Annotated in this window: 17 protein-coding genes and 3 pseudogenes; 5 read left to right on the forward strand and 15 right to left on the reverse strand. The window is 58.5% G+C overall.

The genetic code is table 11. The annotated features are described in order from the left end of the window. Positions 1-4: 4 nt before the first annotated feature. Both FHX10_RS30550 and FHX10_RS30555 read left to right on the forward strand, forming a co-directional pair. Positions 5-1045, forward strand: a complete 1041-nt coding sequence (locus tag FHX10_RS30550) for a long-chain fatty acid--CoA ligase (RefSeq protein WP_183845257.1) — start codon at positions 5-7, stop codon at positions 1043-1045. After that, a complete protein-coding gene (locus FHX10_RS30555; protein WP_183845258.1) occupies positions 1029-2282 on the forward strand; it encodes an acyl-CoA reductase in 1254 nt (417 codons plus the stop codon). Before FHX10_RS30550 ends, FHX10_RS30555 begins: the two co-directional genes overlap by 17 nt. Before the next feature lie 17 nt (positions 2283-2299). Here the strand turns inward: FHX10_RS30555 and FHX10_RS30560 are convergent, their stop codons facing one another. The 7 genes and pseudogenes from FHX10_RS30560 to FHX10_RS30585 form a co-directional block, all read right to left on the reverse strand. Continuing rightward, a complete protein-coding gene (locus tag FHX10_RS30560; protein WP_183845259.1) occupies positions 2300-3025 on the reverse strand; it encodes an SDR family NAD(P)-dependent oxidoreductase in 726 nt (241 codons plus the stop codon). Next, positions 3009-3314, reverse strand: a complete 306-nt coding sequence (locus FHX10_RS30565) for a hypothetical protein (protein ID WP_246781270.1) — start codon at positions 3312-3314, stop codon at positions 3009-3011. Before FHX10_RS30565 ends, FHX10_RS30560 begins: the two co-directional genes overlap by 17 nt. A gap of 73 nt (positions 3315-3387) precedes the next feature. Further along, the gene (locus FHX10_RS30570; RefSeq protein WP_244604824.1) at positions 3388-4656 is read right to left on the reverse strand and encodes a GMC oxidoreductase; all 1269 of its coding nucleotides are present in this window, start codon (positions 4654-4656) and stop codon (positions 3388-3390) included. 198 nt (positions 4657-4854) lie between these two features. Beyond that, positions 4855-4980: pseudogene (locus FHX10_RS35515) on the reverse strand (FAD-dependent oxidoreductase); the annotation flags it as partial. Further along, positions 4980-5426, reverse strand: a complete 447-nt coding sequence (gene fabZ / locus FHX10_RS30575) for a 3-hydroxyacyl-ACP dehydratase FabZ (protein WP_174824469.1) — start codon at positions 5424-5426, stop codon at positions 4980-4982. The pseudogene FHX10_RS35515 and the gene fabZ, both read right to left, overlap by 1 nt. Positions 5427-5891: 465 nt before the next feature. Continuing rightward, complete coding sequence (locus FHX10_RS30580; protein WP_063474007.1) at positions 5892-6557, reverse strand: class I SAM-dependent methyltransferase; 666 nt, start codon at positions 6555-6557, stop codon at positions 5892-5894. A 127-nt stretch (positions 6558-6684) separates the two neighbouring features. Continuing rightward, positions 6685-7566 (reverse strand): alpha/beta hydrolase, encoded by an 882-nt coding sequence (locus FHX10_RS30585; protein WP_132574771.1) that lies wholly within the window; start codon positions 7564-7566, stop codon positions 6685-6687. A 48-nt stretch (positions 7567-7614) separates the two neighbouring features. Here FHX10_RS30585 and FHX10_RS30590 point away from each other — a divergent pair, with 48 nt between their 5' ends. Next, positions 7615-7788: a hypothetical protein gene (locus FHX10_RS30590; RefSeq protein WP_244604819.1), complete on the forward strand. Its 174-nt coding sequence runs from the start codon at positions 7615-7617 to the stop codon at positions 7786-7788. Positions 7789-7858: 70 nt separating this feature from the next. Here the strand turns inward: FHX10_RS30590 and FHX10_RS30595 are convergent, their stop codons facing one another. From FHX10_RS30595 to FHX10_RS30615, 5 genes are all read right to left on the reverse strand, one after another. After that, positions 7859-8584 carry an amino acid ABC transporter ATP-binding protein gene (locus FHX10_RS30595; RefSeq protein WP_047613813.1) on the reverse strand — a complete coding sequence of 242 codons (726 nt, stop codon included), beginning with the start codon at positions 8582-8584 and terminating at the stop codon, positions 7859-7861. After that, positions 8562-9221, reverse strand: coding sequence for an amino acid ABC transporter permease (locus FHX10_RS30600; protein WP_063474010.1), 660 nt, complete (start codon positions 9219-9221; stop codon positions 8562-8564). Before FHX10_RS30600 ends, FHX10_RS30595 begins: the two co-directional genes overlap by 23 nt. Then, entirely contained in the window at positions 9218-9889 is a 672-nt protein-coding gene (locus FHX10_RS30605; protein WP_047616948.1) for an amino acid ABC transporter permease, read from the reverse strand. The genes FHX10_RS30600 and FHX10_RS30605 overlap by 4 nt, the downstream gene beginning before the upstream one ends. 80 nt (positions 9890-9969) lie before the next feature. Then, a complete protein-coding gene (locus tag FHX10_RS30610; RefSeq protein ID WP_132574773.1) occupies positions 9970-10755 on the reverse strand; it encodes a transporter substrate-binding domain-containing protein in 786 nt (261 codons plus the stop codon). A gap of 3 nt (positions 10756-10758) precedes the next feature. Beyond that, a complete protein-coding gene (locus FHX10_RS30615) occupies positions 10759-11502 on the reverse strand; it encodes a GntR family transcriptional regulator (RefSeq protein WP_063474012.1) in 744 nt (247 codons plus the stop codon). A 210-nt stretch (positions 11503-11712) separates the two neighbouring features. Here FHX10_RS30615 and FHX10_RS35330 point away from each other — a divergent pair. Next, positions 11713-11844 (forward strand): annotated as a pseudogene (locus FHX10_RS35330) (prevent-host-death protein); the annotation flags it as partial. After that, positions 11841-12271, forward strand: a pseudogene (locus tag FHX10_RS30620) (type II toxin-antitoxin system VapC family toxin). The pseudogenes FHX10_RS35330 and FHX10_RS30620, both read left to right, overlap by 4 nt. 189 nt (positions 12272-12460) lie before the next feature. Here the strand turns inward: FHX10_RS30620 and FHX10_RS30625 are convergent. Genes FHX10_RS30625 through FHX10_RS30635 form a run of 3 tightly spaced genes read right to left on the reverse strand, consistent with a single transcriptional unit; the run spans position 12461 to position 14572 of the window. Further along, entirely contained in the window at positions 12461-13231 is a 771-nt protein-coding gene (locus FHX10_RS30625; RefSeq protein WP_132574775.1) for an amino acid ABC transporter ATP-binding protein, read from the reverse strand. A 12-nt stretch (positions 13232-13243) separates the two neighbouring features. Then, positions 13244-13903 (reverse strand): amino acid ABC transporter permease, encoded by a 660-nt coding sequence (locus FHX10_RS30630; RefSeq protein ID WP_132574777.1) that lies wholly within the window; start codon positions 13901-13903, stop codon positions 13244-13246. A 6-nt stretch (positions 13904-13909) separates the two neighbouring features. Continuing rightward, complete coding sequence (locus FHX10_RS30635) at positions 13910-14572, reverse strand: amino acid ABC transporter permease (protein WP_047613797.1); 663 nt, start codon at positions 14570-14572, stop codon at positions 13910-13912. Positions 14573-14589 lie beyond the last annotated feature (17 nt).

Raw genomic sequence — 14589 nt, forward strand, 5'->3', positions numbered from 1 at the left:
CGCCATGGCTATCGACGACCAACTCGCCAATGATCCTGTTGTGTTCCTGAACGAAATCAATTTGTTGACCGAGCACCACAAGGCTTATTGCGATCTTTACGGTCATTATGTGCACACGATGTTCGGCGACCGCGCGGCGACGTCGCTCGCCGAAACACCCTATCTGCCAGTCCGGGCCTTCAAGAACTTCGACCTCAAAAGCGTCCCCGATAGTGAGGTCGTCAAAATCATGACCTCGTCCGGCACGACCGGACAGGTTTCCAGGATCTATCTCGACAAGGAAACGTCACAGGCACAATCGCGCAAGCTCGTCGAGGTCTTCTCGATCGCCTTCTCGAAAAGCCGCTTCCCGATGCTTGTCATCGATGCGGAGAACACTGTTGCCGATCGTCGGAAATTTTCCGCGCGCACGGCAGCGATCAATGGTTTCAGCATGTTCTCAAGAGGACGCGATTTCGCGCTCGACGACGAACTTTCCGTCGACCTCGATCGCGTGCAGGCCTTCGCCGAAAGCAATCGCGACAACCGCATCTTCATCTTCGGTTTCACTTCTATCGTCTGGTTGAACTTTGTTCAGATGCTGCGCCGCCAGAATGTGCGGCTCAACCTGTCAAACAGTTTCCTGCTGCACGGCGGCGGATGGAAGAAACTCGCCGATCAGAAGATCTCGGATGCGATGTTCAAGGACGAGGTCCGCGAATGGACCGGCTGTAGCGACATACGGAATTATTACGGCATGGTCGAGCAAACGGGTACGATCTTCATGGAGTGCGAACACGGCAATATGCATGCCGCACCCGGCTCCGATGCCCTCATTCGCGATACTTCGTCGCTCGATGCGCTCCCGCACGGCCGGGAAGGCCTTATCCAGGTCTTCTCCTCCATCCAGAAGAGCTATCCGGGCCACTCGTTGCTGACTGAGGATGTCGGCTTCACGCTCGACGGCGCATCCTGCTCCTGCGGCAATCGAAACACGATCGTCAAAATCAACGGCCGACTGCAGAAGGCGGAAATTCGAGGATGCAGCGATGCCTATAATTCGTGACGACAGGTTCGAAGCGGGCGACTGGCTGAAGCAATTCGATCTTTCGTCACGCCACGCTTTCTTCGATGAGCGGGTTGTCGATTTTCTGCATGAGCTTTCCCGTCGTCTGATGAAGGACAACGATGCCCGGCATTATCCGGACCTCGTTACCTTCGCCTATTTCTGCCGCAAGGCGAATCTGCGGACACTCTCGCAGCAATATCGAGATGCAGAATATCGCAGTGGATGGGGTACTGTGGCCCATATCGCGCCATCCAATATTCCCGTCAATTTCGCCTTCTCGTTGGTCTTCGGCATGCTGTCCGGCAATTCGAACATTGTGCGCATGCCGAGCAAGGCGTTTCCACAGAACGATATCTTCTTGCGGGCATTCGACGGCGCTGCAGAGTCGGAAACATTCCGATCGATCGCAGTTGGCAATGTATTCATCCAGACGGCGCGGGGAAGTGCCAAGCTCAAGGAGATCGTTGCAGCGGTTGATGGCCTGACAGTTTGGGGAGGCGACGCGACCGTCGCCGAATTCCGCTCGCTGCCGAAGAAGCCTCGATCCGTCGAGCTTTATTTTCCGGACCGGACATCATCGGCCGCGATCGACGCCAGCGCCTATTCCGCGCTTGAGACGGAACAGAAGACGAAACTGGCGCGAGATTTCTTCAACGACACCTATCTGGTCGACCAGAATGCCTGCTCCTCGCCAAGTCAGATCTTCTGGCTTGGGGAACCGGCCGCGATCGCCAAAGCCAAGGTCGATTTCTGGCATCATCTCGACGAAGAGCTGCATCGCCAGGACTTTCGTCTGGATACGGTCGCACGACTGGACAAGTTTCTCGACCTGATGAATGCAATACGCACGACCGGGGGAACCCTGGCGCTCAACCGCTATTCGCCGGATATCTGGTGTATCGGCCAATCCTTGCCGAAGGAAACGCGGCTGCGCTTCGGCCAGTTTGCAGAAATTGACGTACAGGCGCCTTCCGACATCGCAGCGTTTCTTCGCCCGCAGGAACAGACACTGACCTATTTCGGACTGCAACCGCAGGCGCTCTTCCTCGCTCTCCAGTCGGGTTCTGCCAATCACGCGATCGACCGCATCGTCCCTATCGGCAAGGCGCTCGATATCAACCCCTTCTGGGATGGCAAGGACATTCTGTCGCTTCTATCCCGGCGCGTCGAAATAGTGGAAGGGCGCGAGAATGCAGCAATATCCGCAACGGCTTTAGCGAGTTTCCAGAACTGAGCGGTTCAGCTCGCGATTCAATGCAGCCCCCTGTCCAGCCGCAGGATCTGTCCGGTCATCTTTGATGATGCATCGGACACCAGATAGGCGACAAGTTCGGCCACGTCGGCCACTTCGACCACTCCCTCCAATGCCGAACGCTCATCCAACGCTGTTCTTGCTTTTTCGTCCATCTGAAGAGCCATGTCGGTTTCGACCACCGCGGGCGCAATGGCATTGACGCGAATCCCGAATGGCCCCAGCTCGGTCGCCATCACCTTTGTGGCGTGGATCAGCGCAGCTTTGCTGCCCCCATAAGCGAGCGTTCCCGCGTCTGAAAGCAGTCCGGCGGTCGATGCGATATTGACGATGGAGCCTGCCTTCGCGCGTACCATTCTCTTCGCCACATATTGAGAAAACAGAATTTGGTTGAAGTAATTAACGTCGAATATCCGTTTCAGATCCTGGATCGAAACCATCGAAAACAGCCCGCCGGCAGCGACACCAGCGCAATTCACCAGCGCATCGATGCGCTGGTATTGCCGGTGAAGTGCCTGCGCACATTCCTTCACCGAATTCGGGTCGGCGAGATCGAGCTGGAAGAAGCGGACATCGCCTTCATCCCCCGTCGGAAGTGCGGGAGACGGATGGCGGCTGCAGGCAGCGACTGAAAAACCGTCCCCGACCAGCTTCCGAACAACGGCGAGACCTATACCTCTGCTGCCGCCTGTTACGACCGCAACGCGTTCAGGATCGTTCGGCATCTGCAAGCCCTCCGCAATTGGCGATCACCGGTTCCAGGAGATCATAGTCGATATCGTCCATAACGGTCCGGTTCGGGAAAAGCGGAACCGGTTTGCCGGTGAGAGCCTTGGAGACGGCCGGCGTCGAAAAATAGAGGACCACCGCTTGCTCTGTGAAATGATCGACCAGATCCGGTGCGCCACTTCGCAGCGCCTTGAGCAGGACATTGACGTCCTCCGGCCATGCGGCCTCCGTCTCCTTCAGAATCAATGCATCAATCTCGGCCAGACCGGCAAACCGCTCTTCCAAGCGCGCGGCCGCAATTGCATCGAATGCCGGGACCGACCTTTCTGGTTCACCGGGAAACATCCTTGCCAGCAGTTTATAGAATGGTCTGTCTGACACGTTCATCGATACGATCCGAAAGGAGAAGGGCAACTGCCTGAATGGTATTGGCAGGATTAACGCAGGAACCGGTGACGAAGACGCTGGAGTCGATCACGTAGAGGTTGTCGGTATCGTGAACTTTTCCCGATGGATCGACGACGGAGTGCTGCGGATCGTCGCCCATCCGCGCGGTTCCGAGCAGATGCCATCCGGTGTTGCGGACCGGGCCATAGGCCGAGCTTCTCACGGCTCCCGCCGCCGCCATGAGTTCGCGCCCGCGGGTCATGCCGCGCACCATCATCTTTTTCGTATTTTCGTGCAGCTTGTAGTGAACCTTGATGCCCGGATCTCCGAAACGATCCTGTCGTGTTTCGTCCAGCTCGATCCTATTCTCCACCTCCGGCAGATCTTCGCAGATGATCGCCACAACGAGTTGCTTGCCGTAGAGCGCATCGAAATCGCCATAGATATCGCTCCCGAAACGCAGCTTGCGTTTGCCGAGCGCAGACATCGCCGTCTCGACAGGGCCTGTCCCCCGCAATGCATGCATCATATAACCAAGCTTATGCCCCGCCTCTTGCGAACGGTAAAACTGCAGGCTGTAAAGCATGCACCCCTGCGGGCCGGCGTCCGTGTCCATCCGCTCGGCAAAGATGCCTTCCACATAACCAAGCGGATGGATCATCAGATTGCGGCCGACGAGACCCATCGTATTGCCGATCCCTGTCGGGCGCTCGGCATTCCTCGAGTTGAGGAGAATGCGCGGCGTACCGATAGCGCTTGAAGCAAGGATGATGTTGTCGGCGTGAAACGCATGGCGCTCGCCGTTCGCATCAAAACCCTCGACACCATAGGCCACACCGTCCTTGACAAGGACGCGCGACACAGCGAATTCGGGAACAATCGTTAGTCCTTGCCTCAACGCATCCGTCAGATAGGTATTGTCGGCACTCGCCTTGGCCCCTTGCGGGCAGCCCGTGTTGCAAGGGCCAAGGTTGAGACAGGCACTGCGCCCGCCCTTGTCCCGCGTGGCGATTGCGGCAAAGCTTGGCCACCAGTGCCAGCGTTTTTCATTGAACGCCCGAGCGAGCCGGGCACCCGCCACGCCAAGCGGCACAGGCGGAAGCGCCTCCTCGATGTGCGGATAATAGGGATCGCCGACGAGACCGGACATGCCCATCTGCCGTTCGTTCAATGCGAAATACGGCATCAGTTCGGCATAGCTCAGCGGCCAGTCCTCACCGAGGCCCTCATTGGTCTTCAACGAGAAATCAGGCTCAAGAAACCGTGGAAAATGACCGGAATACAACACCGTTGAACCACCAACAGCGTTGAAGTTGCACACCGCAATCGGGGAATCTGCGTCATCAACCGGGTAATCGAAACGGTTCTGCCGTTCTGCAATTGCTGGGTTGAACTCCGCCCTCTTTCGGATCTCCCAGTCCGGGCCTGTGGATGGGTAACTGGAGGGCTCCATCCGCGGGCCGCGGTCAAGGCACAGCACCCGATATCCCTTCGACGTCAACCGCCAGGCCGCTGCCGCTCCCGCGGCCCCGGCTCCGACAATGATGAAGTGGAAACGGTCCATTACTTCGGAAGAAACTGCTCTAGGATTTCCGGTATCGTAATCAACATATCGGCCTCGCAAGCGATCGTGCCGTTGGTATAGCCCGTCGCGTGACCCTTACATATGCCGCGTCGCCAGCTGTCCACGTAAGCTTCGATCTGCAGGCACTCTCCCGGCAGAACTTCCTTGCGAAACCGCACCGTGTGCTGAAGCGCATGAGTGACCATCCCCTTCAGCCCTTCCTGCGTGGTGATCGCGACGGTGAGCATCTGCGCCATCGCCTCAAGCTGCAGCGCGCCGGGCATGTTCGGACGGCCGGGAAAGTGGATGGGAAAATACCACTCGTTGTTGGAGAGGTTCTTGTAGCCCTTTGCATATTTACCTGGCTCGACATCGGTGACGCAGTCGATCATCAGGAAAGGATATCGATTTGGCTGATAATCCTTCAGCGCTTCCGCGTTCAACATGAATCCCAATGTTCTTACTCCTGTCTGACAGCTAAATTCAGCATATGCGGCAGCACGATCCTGGATAAGCAATGTTCATGGATCTGACTCGCGAAGTGAAGGCGTACTGCGACTTAGCAAGCCAACCCTGCCGCAGGCTTGCGCAGAAACCCCGCCCAACTTGCGCTGCAAAGGCGCCTATAGGCTGGTTTCACCAGCCAGTGTGGCTCTCATTGAGAACGAGAACAACGGCTTATCAAAGCAAACGAACTCATGCTTCCGGAGTGCCGTCAGCTATACCGAAAATGCGATAACCGTCGATGTCATGGATTGCAATGGTGCGCCTACCAGCGCATCGGCCCGAAAATCGGAATCGATTTTCGGGCCGATGCGAGGATTGAAAGTGTTAAGGCGTCTTAGGCAGCTCGCGAAAGCTGGCTGAGGGTAAAGACAGAATGCTCGCCGGCGTTCGAGAAGCGGGGAATTTCACTCGCCCTTTCGCTTTCGCAGGACATAGCTGCTCTCGTACTCCGGCAATTGACCCAAAACATCATAATTTTCGAAAAGGCCCGCTGCACCTATTCTATCTACGGCGGGTCCTACTTCTGGTGAATGGGCAAAATCGCCATAGTCGTCGAAGACGATATACCCACCAGGTACGACAAATCGCTCATAAAGAAGGAAATCTGCCCATACATTCTCGCTCGCATGACCGCCATCGATATGCAAAATCTTGAACCGTTTGGTGGCCTGAAGCGTGCGCTCGATGGCATTTTGCGAGTAGCCTCTTACCAAAATGCAGGTTCTATAAAGAACATTGCGAAAATAATCGACTTCTTGAAGTTGTCCTGGCAATTCGAATGGATCGATTCCAACGAGTTTTGTCGAAGGCGACGAAAGCCTTTGCATAAAGGCGAGAGACTTGCCTTTCCAGACGCCGATCTCAACGATGTCTCCCTCGAGTGAGGCCACGTCGATACTGAGAAATCCCAAAAGCTTCACGTAGGAATGAAAGGACAATTCTGTTCGGGACATGTACTTGACTGGCATCGCGGCATAAGCTGCGGCAAAATCTGTCTCCAGCTTATCCCATTCGTTGTCGACGCGTGCCCGCACTGCAGGGTCCGTCATCAGCGTTATTAGACTATCCATTACCCAGTCCCCTGCCAGATTTTTACCATTTCTTCGATGTGTTATTGCTCTGATTCTGTCAATATGGAGTGCCCCCACCAACTCCCGAGGGGAGGCCATTTCGCCGATGAAGCCTTTGCAGAGAGCGTTATCTGTCGGCCAAATCCTGGACGGCGAACGCAATGCTCACCGCGCGATTGACGGCCGCCGCAAGAACCGACATATGGGTCTCGCCGGCATACAGCTCGAATTCGGTACGCAATCCGTCGGCGGTGCCGTTTAATCGCTCCGCCATCTCCCGCGCCAGGAGGACGGTCCGCTCGATCTTCCTCTTCTCCAGACGTGTCGCGGCATCCTCGTTCCGGTACTGGAAGGGTGCCAGCTCATCGCCTTCGTGTTCTCCGGCGGACAAATGCAGGAAGGATGCCTTTCCCGGTATGACTTGGCGGTTCGCCTCATTCTTGAGAATTTCACTGTTCTCCCAATAGATGGTTGGGCTGGCGGCAATCCAATTGGCAAACAGACTTGGACGCTCGAACAGGCCATAGAGAGTAAAGAGGCCGCCGAAGGAATGTCCGAAAAGCGATCGGCGCATGGGATCCAGGATCACCATCTCTGCAATCCGCGGTATAAGCTCGTGCTCGATGAAATCGAGCAGCTTGCCGGTCCCTCCGATGACAACCGGCGGACCGCCCTCAACGAAGGGCGGATAGGATTTGACCGGCGGAGGCCCTAGATCCCAAGACCGGCGGAGTGGATCATAGGGCGCGTCGCACGGATAGCCGATCGCCGCGATCACCCCCCAGCCGACATTCGTTCCCGTGGGATAAGGTGCCTGCGTGACCAAGCTGGCGACCGCGAAGGGGAAAGTGGCGTTGCCGTCGGTCAACACGAGAAACGGCCATCCTTCCGCTGGTGGTCTCTCTGCCGGAATGGACAGGAATATGCGATAGGGCTCGCCGCCCGCGACAGGAGTCAGATCGAAAAAACACGTTCCGGGCATTGAATAGACGCTGGAAGGAATGGTCATGAGAATCGCCTTGTCGATATGCGCGCCAACGGGAAGAGCCAGTACACGATGCCGAGTGAATATCTGGACGCCCTTATTCGCGAAGATATGGCACGCGAAGAAGATGGCCGCTATGCCCTATGCTCGCTGTTGCGGGCGGAAGAGGAATCCCGGCGCGGAGAAATGCTGCCCTTTTCGGCTCTGGATGCCGTCGACGCGGAACTGGATGAAGAGCTACGCTAGTGGCTCAGTGCGTTCTCATCCTGCCGGCCGACGACGCCGGCCGGCATAAGCGAGAGCATGTCGTCGTTTCTTAACTGACACCGAGGAACTGCTTCAGCTCTGCCGTCTGCGGATTGGCGAAGACTTCCTCCGGCCGGCCTGCTTCGTGGACCCGGCCCTGATGCATGAAGACGACACGGTTGCAGACGTCGCGGGCGAACTTCATCTCGTGGGTTACCATCAGCAGTGTCATGCCCTCGGCGGCAAGCTCGCGCACGACGGCCAGAACTTCGGCGACCAGTTCCGGATCGAGCGCGGAAGTGATTTCGTCACAGAGAAGGGCTGCAGGCTGCATGGCGAGCGCGCGGGCGATGGCGACGCGCTGCTGCTGGCCACCCGAGAGCTCGTCCGGATAGGCGTCGAACCTGTGGCCCAGCCCCACCCGCTCCAGCATCTTGCGGGCGGTGGCTTCGGCTTCGGCCTTCGGGGTTTTCTTGACCACGGTCTGCGACAGCATGACGTTGCCGCCGACCGTCAGGTGCGGGAAGAGGTTGAACTGCTGAAAGATCATGCCGACCTTGAGGCGCAAGGCCTTCAGATGCACTTCGTCATCGAGGAGCTGCGCGCCGGCCACGGAGATCGAGCCGTCGGTGATGGTCTCCAGGCCGTTGATGCAGCGAAGCAGGGTCGATTTTCCCGAGCCGCTCTTGCCGATAATGGCGATGACTTCGCCAGCCTCGACATCGAGATTGATGCCCTTCAGCACCTCGGTGGTTCCATAGCTCTTGCGGACTTCAGTGATTTCGATGAGCGACATTGAGCTTCCTTTCCAGGATCTGGCTGCTTTTCGACAAAGGCCAGCAGAGGGCGAAATAGATGAGGGCGACGAGCCCGTAGACGGTGAAGGGCTGGAAGGTGGCATTGGTGACCACGGTGCCGGCTTTCGACAGTTCGACGAAGCCGATGATCGAGGTCAGCGCCGTACCCTTGACGATTTGAACGGAGAAACCGACCGTGGGCGGTATGGCGACCCTCAGCGCTTGGGGCAAGATGACGTAGCGCATCTGCTGCAGCCGTCCCATGCCAAGGCTGGCAGAGGCTTCCCATTGCCCCTTGGCGACCGCTTCGACGCAGCCGCGCCAGATCTCGGCGAGGAAGGCAGCACTCCACAGGATGAGCGCCAAACCTGCGGCAAGCCAGGCCGGCACGTCGATCCCGAAGAGGCCGAGGCCGAAAAACGCGATGAAGAGCTGCATCAGCAGCGGCGTGCCCTGGAAGAGCTCGATATAATATTTCGCGATTGCCCTGAATGCCTTGCGCTTGCTGATGCGCAGGAACAGCAGCCCCAGTCCGACCACGCTGCCGCCGATGAACGAGACGAGCGAAAGCAGGATCGTCCAGCGGGTGGAGAGCAGCAGGTTGCGCAGGATGTCCCAGAGTGTGAACTCGATCATCGTGCCGCCCTCCTCGGGAAAATGAACCCGCCGACCACTCCCAGCAGCTGCCGGAGCAGGATTGCCAGGACGAGATAGATTGATGTCGAGACGATGTAGGCCTCGAAGGCGCGGAAGGTTCGTGATTGTATGAAGTTCGCCGCAAAGGTCAGATCCTCGGCGGCGATCTGCGACACGACCGATGAGCCGAGCATGACGATGACGACCTGCGACGATAGCGCCGGCCAGATGCGCTGCAGTGACGGCACGAGAACGACATGGCGGAAGGTTTCGAAGCGCGTCATGGCGAGGCTCTCGCCTGCCTCGAACTGGCCCTTCGGGGTCGCCTGGATGCCCGCACGGATAATTTCGCAGCTATAGGCGCCGAGGTTGATGACCATCGCGAGATTGGCGGCCGTCAGTTCGGGAAGCTGGAGGCCGAGCGACGGCAGACCGAAGAAGATGAAAAAGAGCTGGATCAGAAAGGGCGTGTTGCGGATCAGTTCGACATAGGTCGCAACGACAGGTTTCAGCCAGGCCGGGCCGAGTGCGCGCACCCAGGCGCAGAAGATGCCGAGGGCAATGCCGAGCACACCGCCGATCGCGATAAGCTCAAGGGTGACCAGTATGCCCTTGATGATCTCAGGGTAATATTGCAGCAGCCAGCCAAATTCGAAATGATAGCTCAAGGAATTGTCCCCTCTTGCGGTGACCGAGCGTCACGTCATCCCGCGTGCGGGCGCGGGATGACGTTGGTAAGACCGGGTCCTTAGAGATCCGACGGGAGATCAGCGCCGAGCCACTTCTGCGATATGGCGTTGAGCGATCCATCGGTTTTGGCGGCGGCGATAATGCCGTTCACCTTCTCCAGAAGCGCCGCCTGCTCCTTGTTGAGGCCGATGTAGCAGGGCGAATTCTTGATGAGGAACTTCAGCTCAGGGCGCTTGGGAGGATTTTTAGCGAGGATCGCAGCGGCCACGACGTTGCCGGTGGCGATGGTGTCGACCTGGCCGGACAGGAAGGCGGAGATGGTGCCGTTATTGTCCTCGTAGCGCTTGATCGTCGCATCGGCCGGCGCGATCTTCGTCAGTTCGAGGTCCTCCACGGCGCCGCGCGTGACGCCGATGCTCTTGCCCGCAAGATCCTCCGCCTTGGCGATCGAAAGATCGGCCGGCGCGAACACGCCATTGAAGAAGGGGGCATAGGCTGTCGAGAAATCGATCACCTTTTCGCGCTCCGCATTCTTGCCGAGGCTCGATATGACCAGATCGACTTTGTTCGTCTGCAGATAGGGGACGCGGTTGGCGCTGGTGACCGGCACGAGTTCGGTCTTGACGCCCAGCTTTTCGGCAATGAGATTGGCTACATCGATATCGTAGCCCATCGGCGCCATATCGGTGCCGACGCTACCGAAGGGCGGGAAATCCTGCGGGACGGCGACACGCAGCGTCCCGCGCGCCGTGATGTCGGCGAGAGCATCGGCATAGGACGCCGAGCCGAAGCCGAAGGTTGCAGCCAGGGTCGCGATTGCGAAGAAGAATCGTCTTGTCAGCATGTTTCAATTGCTCCTTTGAAGTTGTGATTTTTTGGGTCTGACGGTTGGGGATACGGCTCTGGGAGGAAGGGACAGGGAATTGCGCAGTTCCGAGAGCGGATCCGGACGCGCGGTGAGGTCGAGGCCCATTTCCACTTCGTCGAGATGTTCGACGGAGAGCTCCGCAGCTCTGCCGAAATCGCCCGCCTGCATCGCTTCGAAGATGCGGCAATGCCCGTCGTGAGACTGTGTCGCATGAAATTCAGACTGATAGAGCATCGAAATGAGGATCGTCCTCGCGGTGAGATCGCGCAGGATGTCGACGATGATGGCGTTCCCGCTCAATTCTGCGATGCGGATGTGAAAATCGCCCATCAAATAGGTCAGGCGCTGGCGGTCGCCGGCAGCCATGGCGCTTTTTTCCTCGTTCAAATGCGCGTCGAGAGCTTTATGTCCCTCGTCTGTCAGCACGCGCATGCTGCGCAGCAATCCGGCCTCGATGACGCGCCGCGCCTCATAGACCGCGATCGCCTCTTCGGCAGACGGCTCGACGACGAACCAGCCCCGTCTCGGACTGACATGTACGATGCCGCGTGTTTCCAGGCGCATCATGGCTTCGCGAACGCGGGTGCGGGACACGCCGAAAAGGGTTGCCAGCTGGTTTTCGCTGAGCCGCGTACCGGGCCGGATCTTGGCTGACAGAATCCCGGAAACGATCGTTTCCTCGATGGTCTTCTGCGTGGTCTCGGATGTCTGGCTATCTTGCATACAAGACAGAAAGCAAAGCGCGTGCCAAAATTCTGCGTTCAGGATTTCCAGGATATCTCGGATTCGGCGCCTGGAATTTGCACCCTGGGAATGCAGACTGAACGTAAATTGAGCGAGTGCCGGCAACTCGTTGTCAATCCGGATCGGCGCCGGCCGCCCAAAGCCCACAAAGCCCCTTCCTCTCGAAAAGCTGCTTGCGGCAAGACCGGTTCGGCCGAGGAATGGCAGCGGAAGACCGCGCGCAAGGGAACCCTTGCAGAGTTTCTGATGCAATCGCCTTTGCGTGGCGCCGATCTGGATGCCGAACGGCAGCGCGACGAACCGCGGGATCTCCAGCTGTGAGACTTCTGCCGGCCACGAACGTGCTTTCCGAGGTGACAAGGCCGCGTCCCGATACACATGCCTTACAATGGCTGGACAGCCTCGACGAGGATCGCTCGTTCATCAGCGTCGTGTCGATCGCGGAGATCCGGCGTGGCGGTGCACTGATGGCAAGCGGCCCCGGAAGCGCGACGCGCTGGCCGAATGGCTCACCCAGGACCTGCCGCAGCGCTTCGAGCAGCGCGTCATCCCTGTGGACGAGCCGGTTGCGATAGCCTGTGGCGACTTGATGGGGTTCGCAAAGCGAAGCGGACGCGGCTTGTCGTCAATGGACGGCCTGATTGCCGCCACTGCGATTGCTCACGATCTCACCCTCGCCATCCGCAATATAAAGGATTTCGAGGGCTTTGGGATCGAACTTGTCGATCCTTGGACCGAGCGCCCGTGACGATCCGCAAAGCGGAGCGCCGTGGGATTTTTCTTTGTTTATGCAAATCGTTTGCCCAAACCGCCGCGCACCTTTGGGTGACATGCATTAGAGCATTTCCGTTTTTCTCCGAATCATGGAAATGCTCTATCTCTTTGTTTTCACGCAATTCCGGACGCAAAACCGCTTCGCACTTTTGCTGGAATTGCACTAGTTGAAACTCGAGGTCTTGAGGAATTCCGCCAGCCGTTCGGTCTTCGGTTGCACGAACATCTCCTTCGGGTCGCCCTCCTCGCAAATGACGCCCTGGTTCATGAAGATGACGCGTGACGAAACGTCATAGGCAAAGCGCATCTCATGGGTGACGAGCAGCATGGTCATGCCGTCGGCGGCAAGCCCCTTGATGACCTGCAGCACTTCGCCCACCAGTTCCGGATCGAGTGCCGAGGTCACCTCATCGAACAGCATCAGCCTGGGCGACATGGCGATGGCGCGGGCGATCGCGACACGCTGCTGCTGGCCGCCGGAAAGCTGTCCGGGATAATGGTTCGCGCGGGCGGCAAGGCCGACACGGTCGAGCCATTTCTCCGCGATGGCGCGAGCGTCCGGCTTCGTCATTTTCTTGACCTTGACGAGGCCGAGCATGACGTTTTCGGCGGCGCTCATATGCGGGAAGAGATTGAACTGCTGAAACGCCATGCCGGTCAGCGCGCGCTGTCGAGCGATTTCCTTCTCGCTCTTGCGTCGCCGCGTTGTCCCTTCCGCGCGGTAGCCGATCTCCTCGCCATCGAGGCTGATCGTGCCGCCCTGGAATTCCTCCAGCATGTTGATGCAGCGCAGCAGGGTAGTCTTTCCGGAGCCGGACGAGCCGATGATGGAAATGACTTCGCCCTCCTCCACGGCGCAATCGACGCCCTTGAGGACTTCGTGGATGCCGTAAGTCTTGCGCAGACCCTTGATGTCGAGAATGGTCTTGGCCATCGGGGGAACTCCTCAGGACGGCAGGGCGGTCTTGCGCTCGACATATTTGCCGAAGTGCTCGATGCCGTAGTTGATGATGAAATAGAGACCGCCAGCCAGGAAATAGAACTGGAGACTCATGAAATTGCGGGAGATGATTTCCTGCGTGCGCAGGAGAAGCTCCGCAACGCCGATGACGGAAAGCAGCGTCGAGGCCTTCACCATCTCGGCCGCCGTATTCACCCAGGCCGGCAGGCACTGGCGCATGGCCTGCGGCCACAGCACCGAGGTGAAGGTCTGGGTAAAGGTCAGGCCGATCGCCTTGGCGGCTTCGGTTTGTCCCTTCGGGATCGCCTGAAGCGCTCCACGGACGATTTCGCCGACATGGGAGGAGCAGAAGATAGCAAGGGCGAGCACGCCTGCCGAGAACGGCCCGAGATCGAGGCCGACGGCGGCGGAGACGTAGTAGCTCGCCAGCACCAGCACGAGCACCGGCGTGCCGCGGATGATATCCGTATAGGCGCGCACGACCAGACGCAAAATGACGCCGCCGTAGACCAGCGCCAAGCCGACGAAAATGCCGAGCACGGAGCCCGCGAGGATGGCCAGCAGCGAGATCGACACGGTCACGCCGATGCCGTTCATGATGACGTAGCGGGCAATCCAGAGTTGTTCGAGAAAGGTGTAGGACATCAGGGTCTATCTCGGCAGGGCCAGACGGCGTTCGACGAAACGCATCACGGCGGCGATGAGGAAACAGGTCGCGACATAGAGGGCCGATGTGACCATCCAGGTTTCGATGACGCGGAAACTCTCGACATTGATCTTGCGGGCGGCAAAGGTCAGTTCCGGCACGGCGATGGCGGCGGCGAGCGAGGTGTCCTTGAAGAGCGAGATGATCGTCGAAGACAGCGATGGCAGCACGTTGCGCAGCATCAGCGGCGCGATGATGGAACTGCGGATCTGCATGCCCGTCAGGCCGATGGCAAGGCCCGCTTCCGTCAGTCCTCTGGGAATCGACAGCAGTCCGGCGCGGAACACCTCGGCCAGATAGGCGCCGGAATAGAGGGATAGAACCAGGACGAAGCTTTTTATCTTGTCGAGGCGCAGGCCCATCTGCGGCAGCGCAAAAAAGGCGAAAAGCACCAGGACGAGAATCGGCAGGTTGCGAATGACGGTGACATAGGCCCGGGCCGGCACGACCGCAAAGCGGCTCTTGGAGGTCAGTGCGAAGGCCACGACGAGACCGATCACGGCTCCGATCAGGATCGAGATCACCGCGAGGCCGAGACTGAGCGCAAGCCCGCTCAAAAGAAAATCGAAATTGCGCCAGACGGCCGCGAAATTCAAAGTGTAACCCATACGGGCTGCCCTTTCAG

This window comes from Rhizobium sp. BK591, assembly GCF_014195045.1.
GTDB lineage: Bacteria > Pseudomonadota > Alphaproteobacteria > Rhizobiales > Rhizobiaceae > Rhizobium > Rhizobium anhuiense.

Bases quoted from the DNA above. Each gene is read 5' to 3' on its own strand.
- FHX10_RS30550 (WP_183845257.1), top strand. From the start codon at position 5: ATGGCTATCGACGACCAACTCGCCAATGATCCTGTTGTGTTCCTGAAC.
- FHX10_RS30555 (WP_183845258.1), top strand. From the start codon at position 1,029: ATGCCTATAATTCGTGACGACAGGTTCGAAGCGGGCGACTGGCTGAAG.
- FHX10_RS30560 (WP_183845259.1), bottom strand. From the start codon at position 3,025: ATGCCGAACGATCCTGAACGCGTTGCGGTCGTAACAGGCGGCAGCAGA.
- fabZ (WP_174824469.1), bottom strand. From the start codon at position 5,426: ATGTTGAACGCGGAAGCGCTGAAGGATTATCAGCCAAATCGATATCCT.
- FHX10_RS30580 (WP_063474007.1), bottom strand. From the start codon at position 6,557: ATGGATAGTCTAATAACGCTGATGACGGACCCTGCAGTGCGGGCACGC.
- FHX10_RS30585 (WP_132574771.1), bottom strand. From the start codon at position 7,566: ATGACCATTCCTTCCAGCGTCTATTCAATGCCCGGAACGTGTTTTTTC.
- FHX10_RS30590 (WP_244604819.1), top strand. From the start codon at position 7,615: ATGCCGAGTGAATATCTGGACGCCCTTATTCGCGAAGATATGGCACGC.
- FHX10_RS30595 (WP_047613813.1), bottom strand. From the start codon at position 8,584: ATGTCGCTCATCGAAATCACTGAAGTCCGCAAGAGCTATGGAACCACC.
- FHX10_RS30600 (WP_063474010.1), bottom strand. From the start codon at position 9,221: ATGATCGAGTTCACACTCTGGGACATCCTGCGCAACCTGCTGCTCTCC.
- FHX10_RS30610 (WP_132574773.1), bottom strand. From the start codon at position 10,755: ATGCTGACAAGACGATTCTTCTTCGCAATCGCGACCCTGGCTGCAACC.
- FHX10_RS30615 (WP_063474012.1), bottom strand. From the start codon at position 11,502: ATGCAAGATAGCCAGACATCCGAGACCACGCAGAAGACCATCGAGGAA.
- FHX10_RS30625 (WP_132574775.1), bottom strand. From the start codon at position 13,231: ATGGCCAAGACCATTCTCGACATCAAGGGTCTGCGCAAGACTTACGGC.
- FHX10_RS30630 (WP_132574777.1), bottom strand. From the start codon at position 13,903: ATGTCCTACACCTTTCTCGAACAACTCTGGATTGCCCGCTACGTCATC.
- FHX10_RS30635 (WP_047613797.1), bottom strand. From the start codon at position 14,572: ATGGGTTACACTTTGAATTTCGCGGCCGTCTGGCGCAATTTCGATTTT.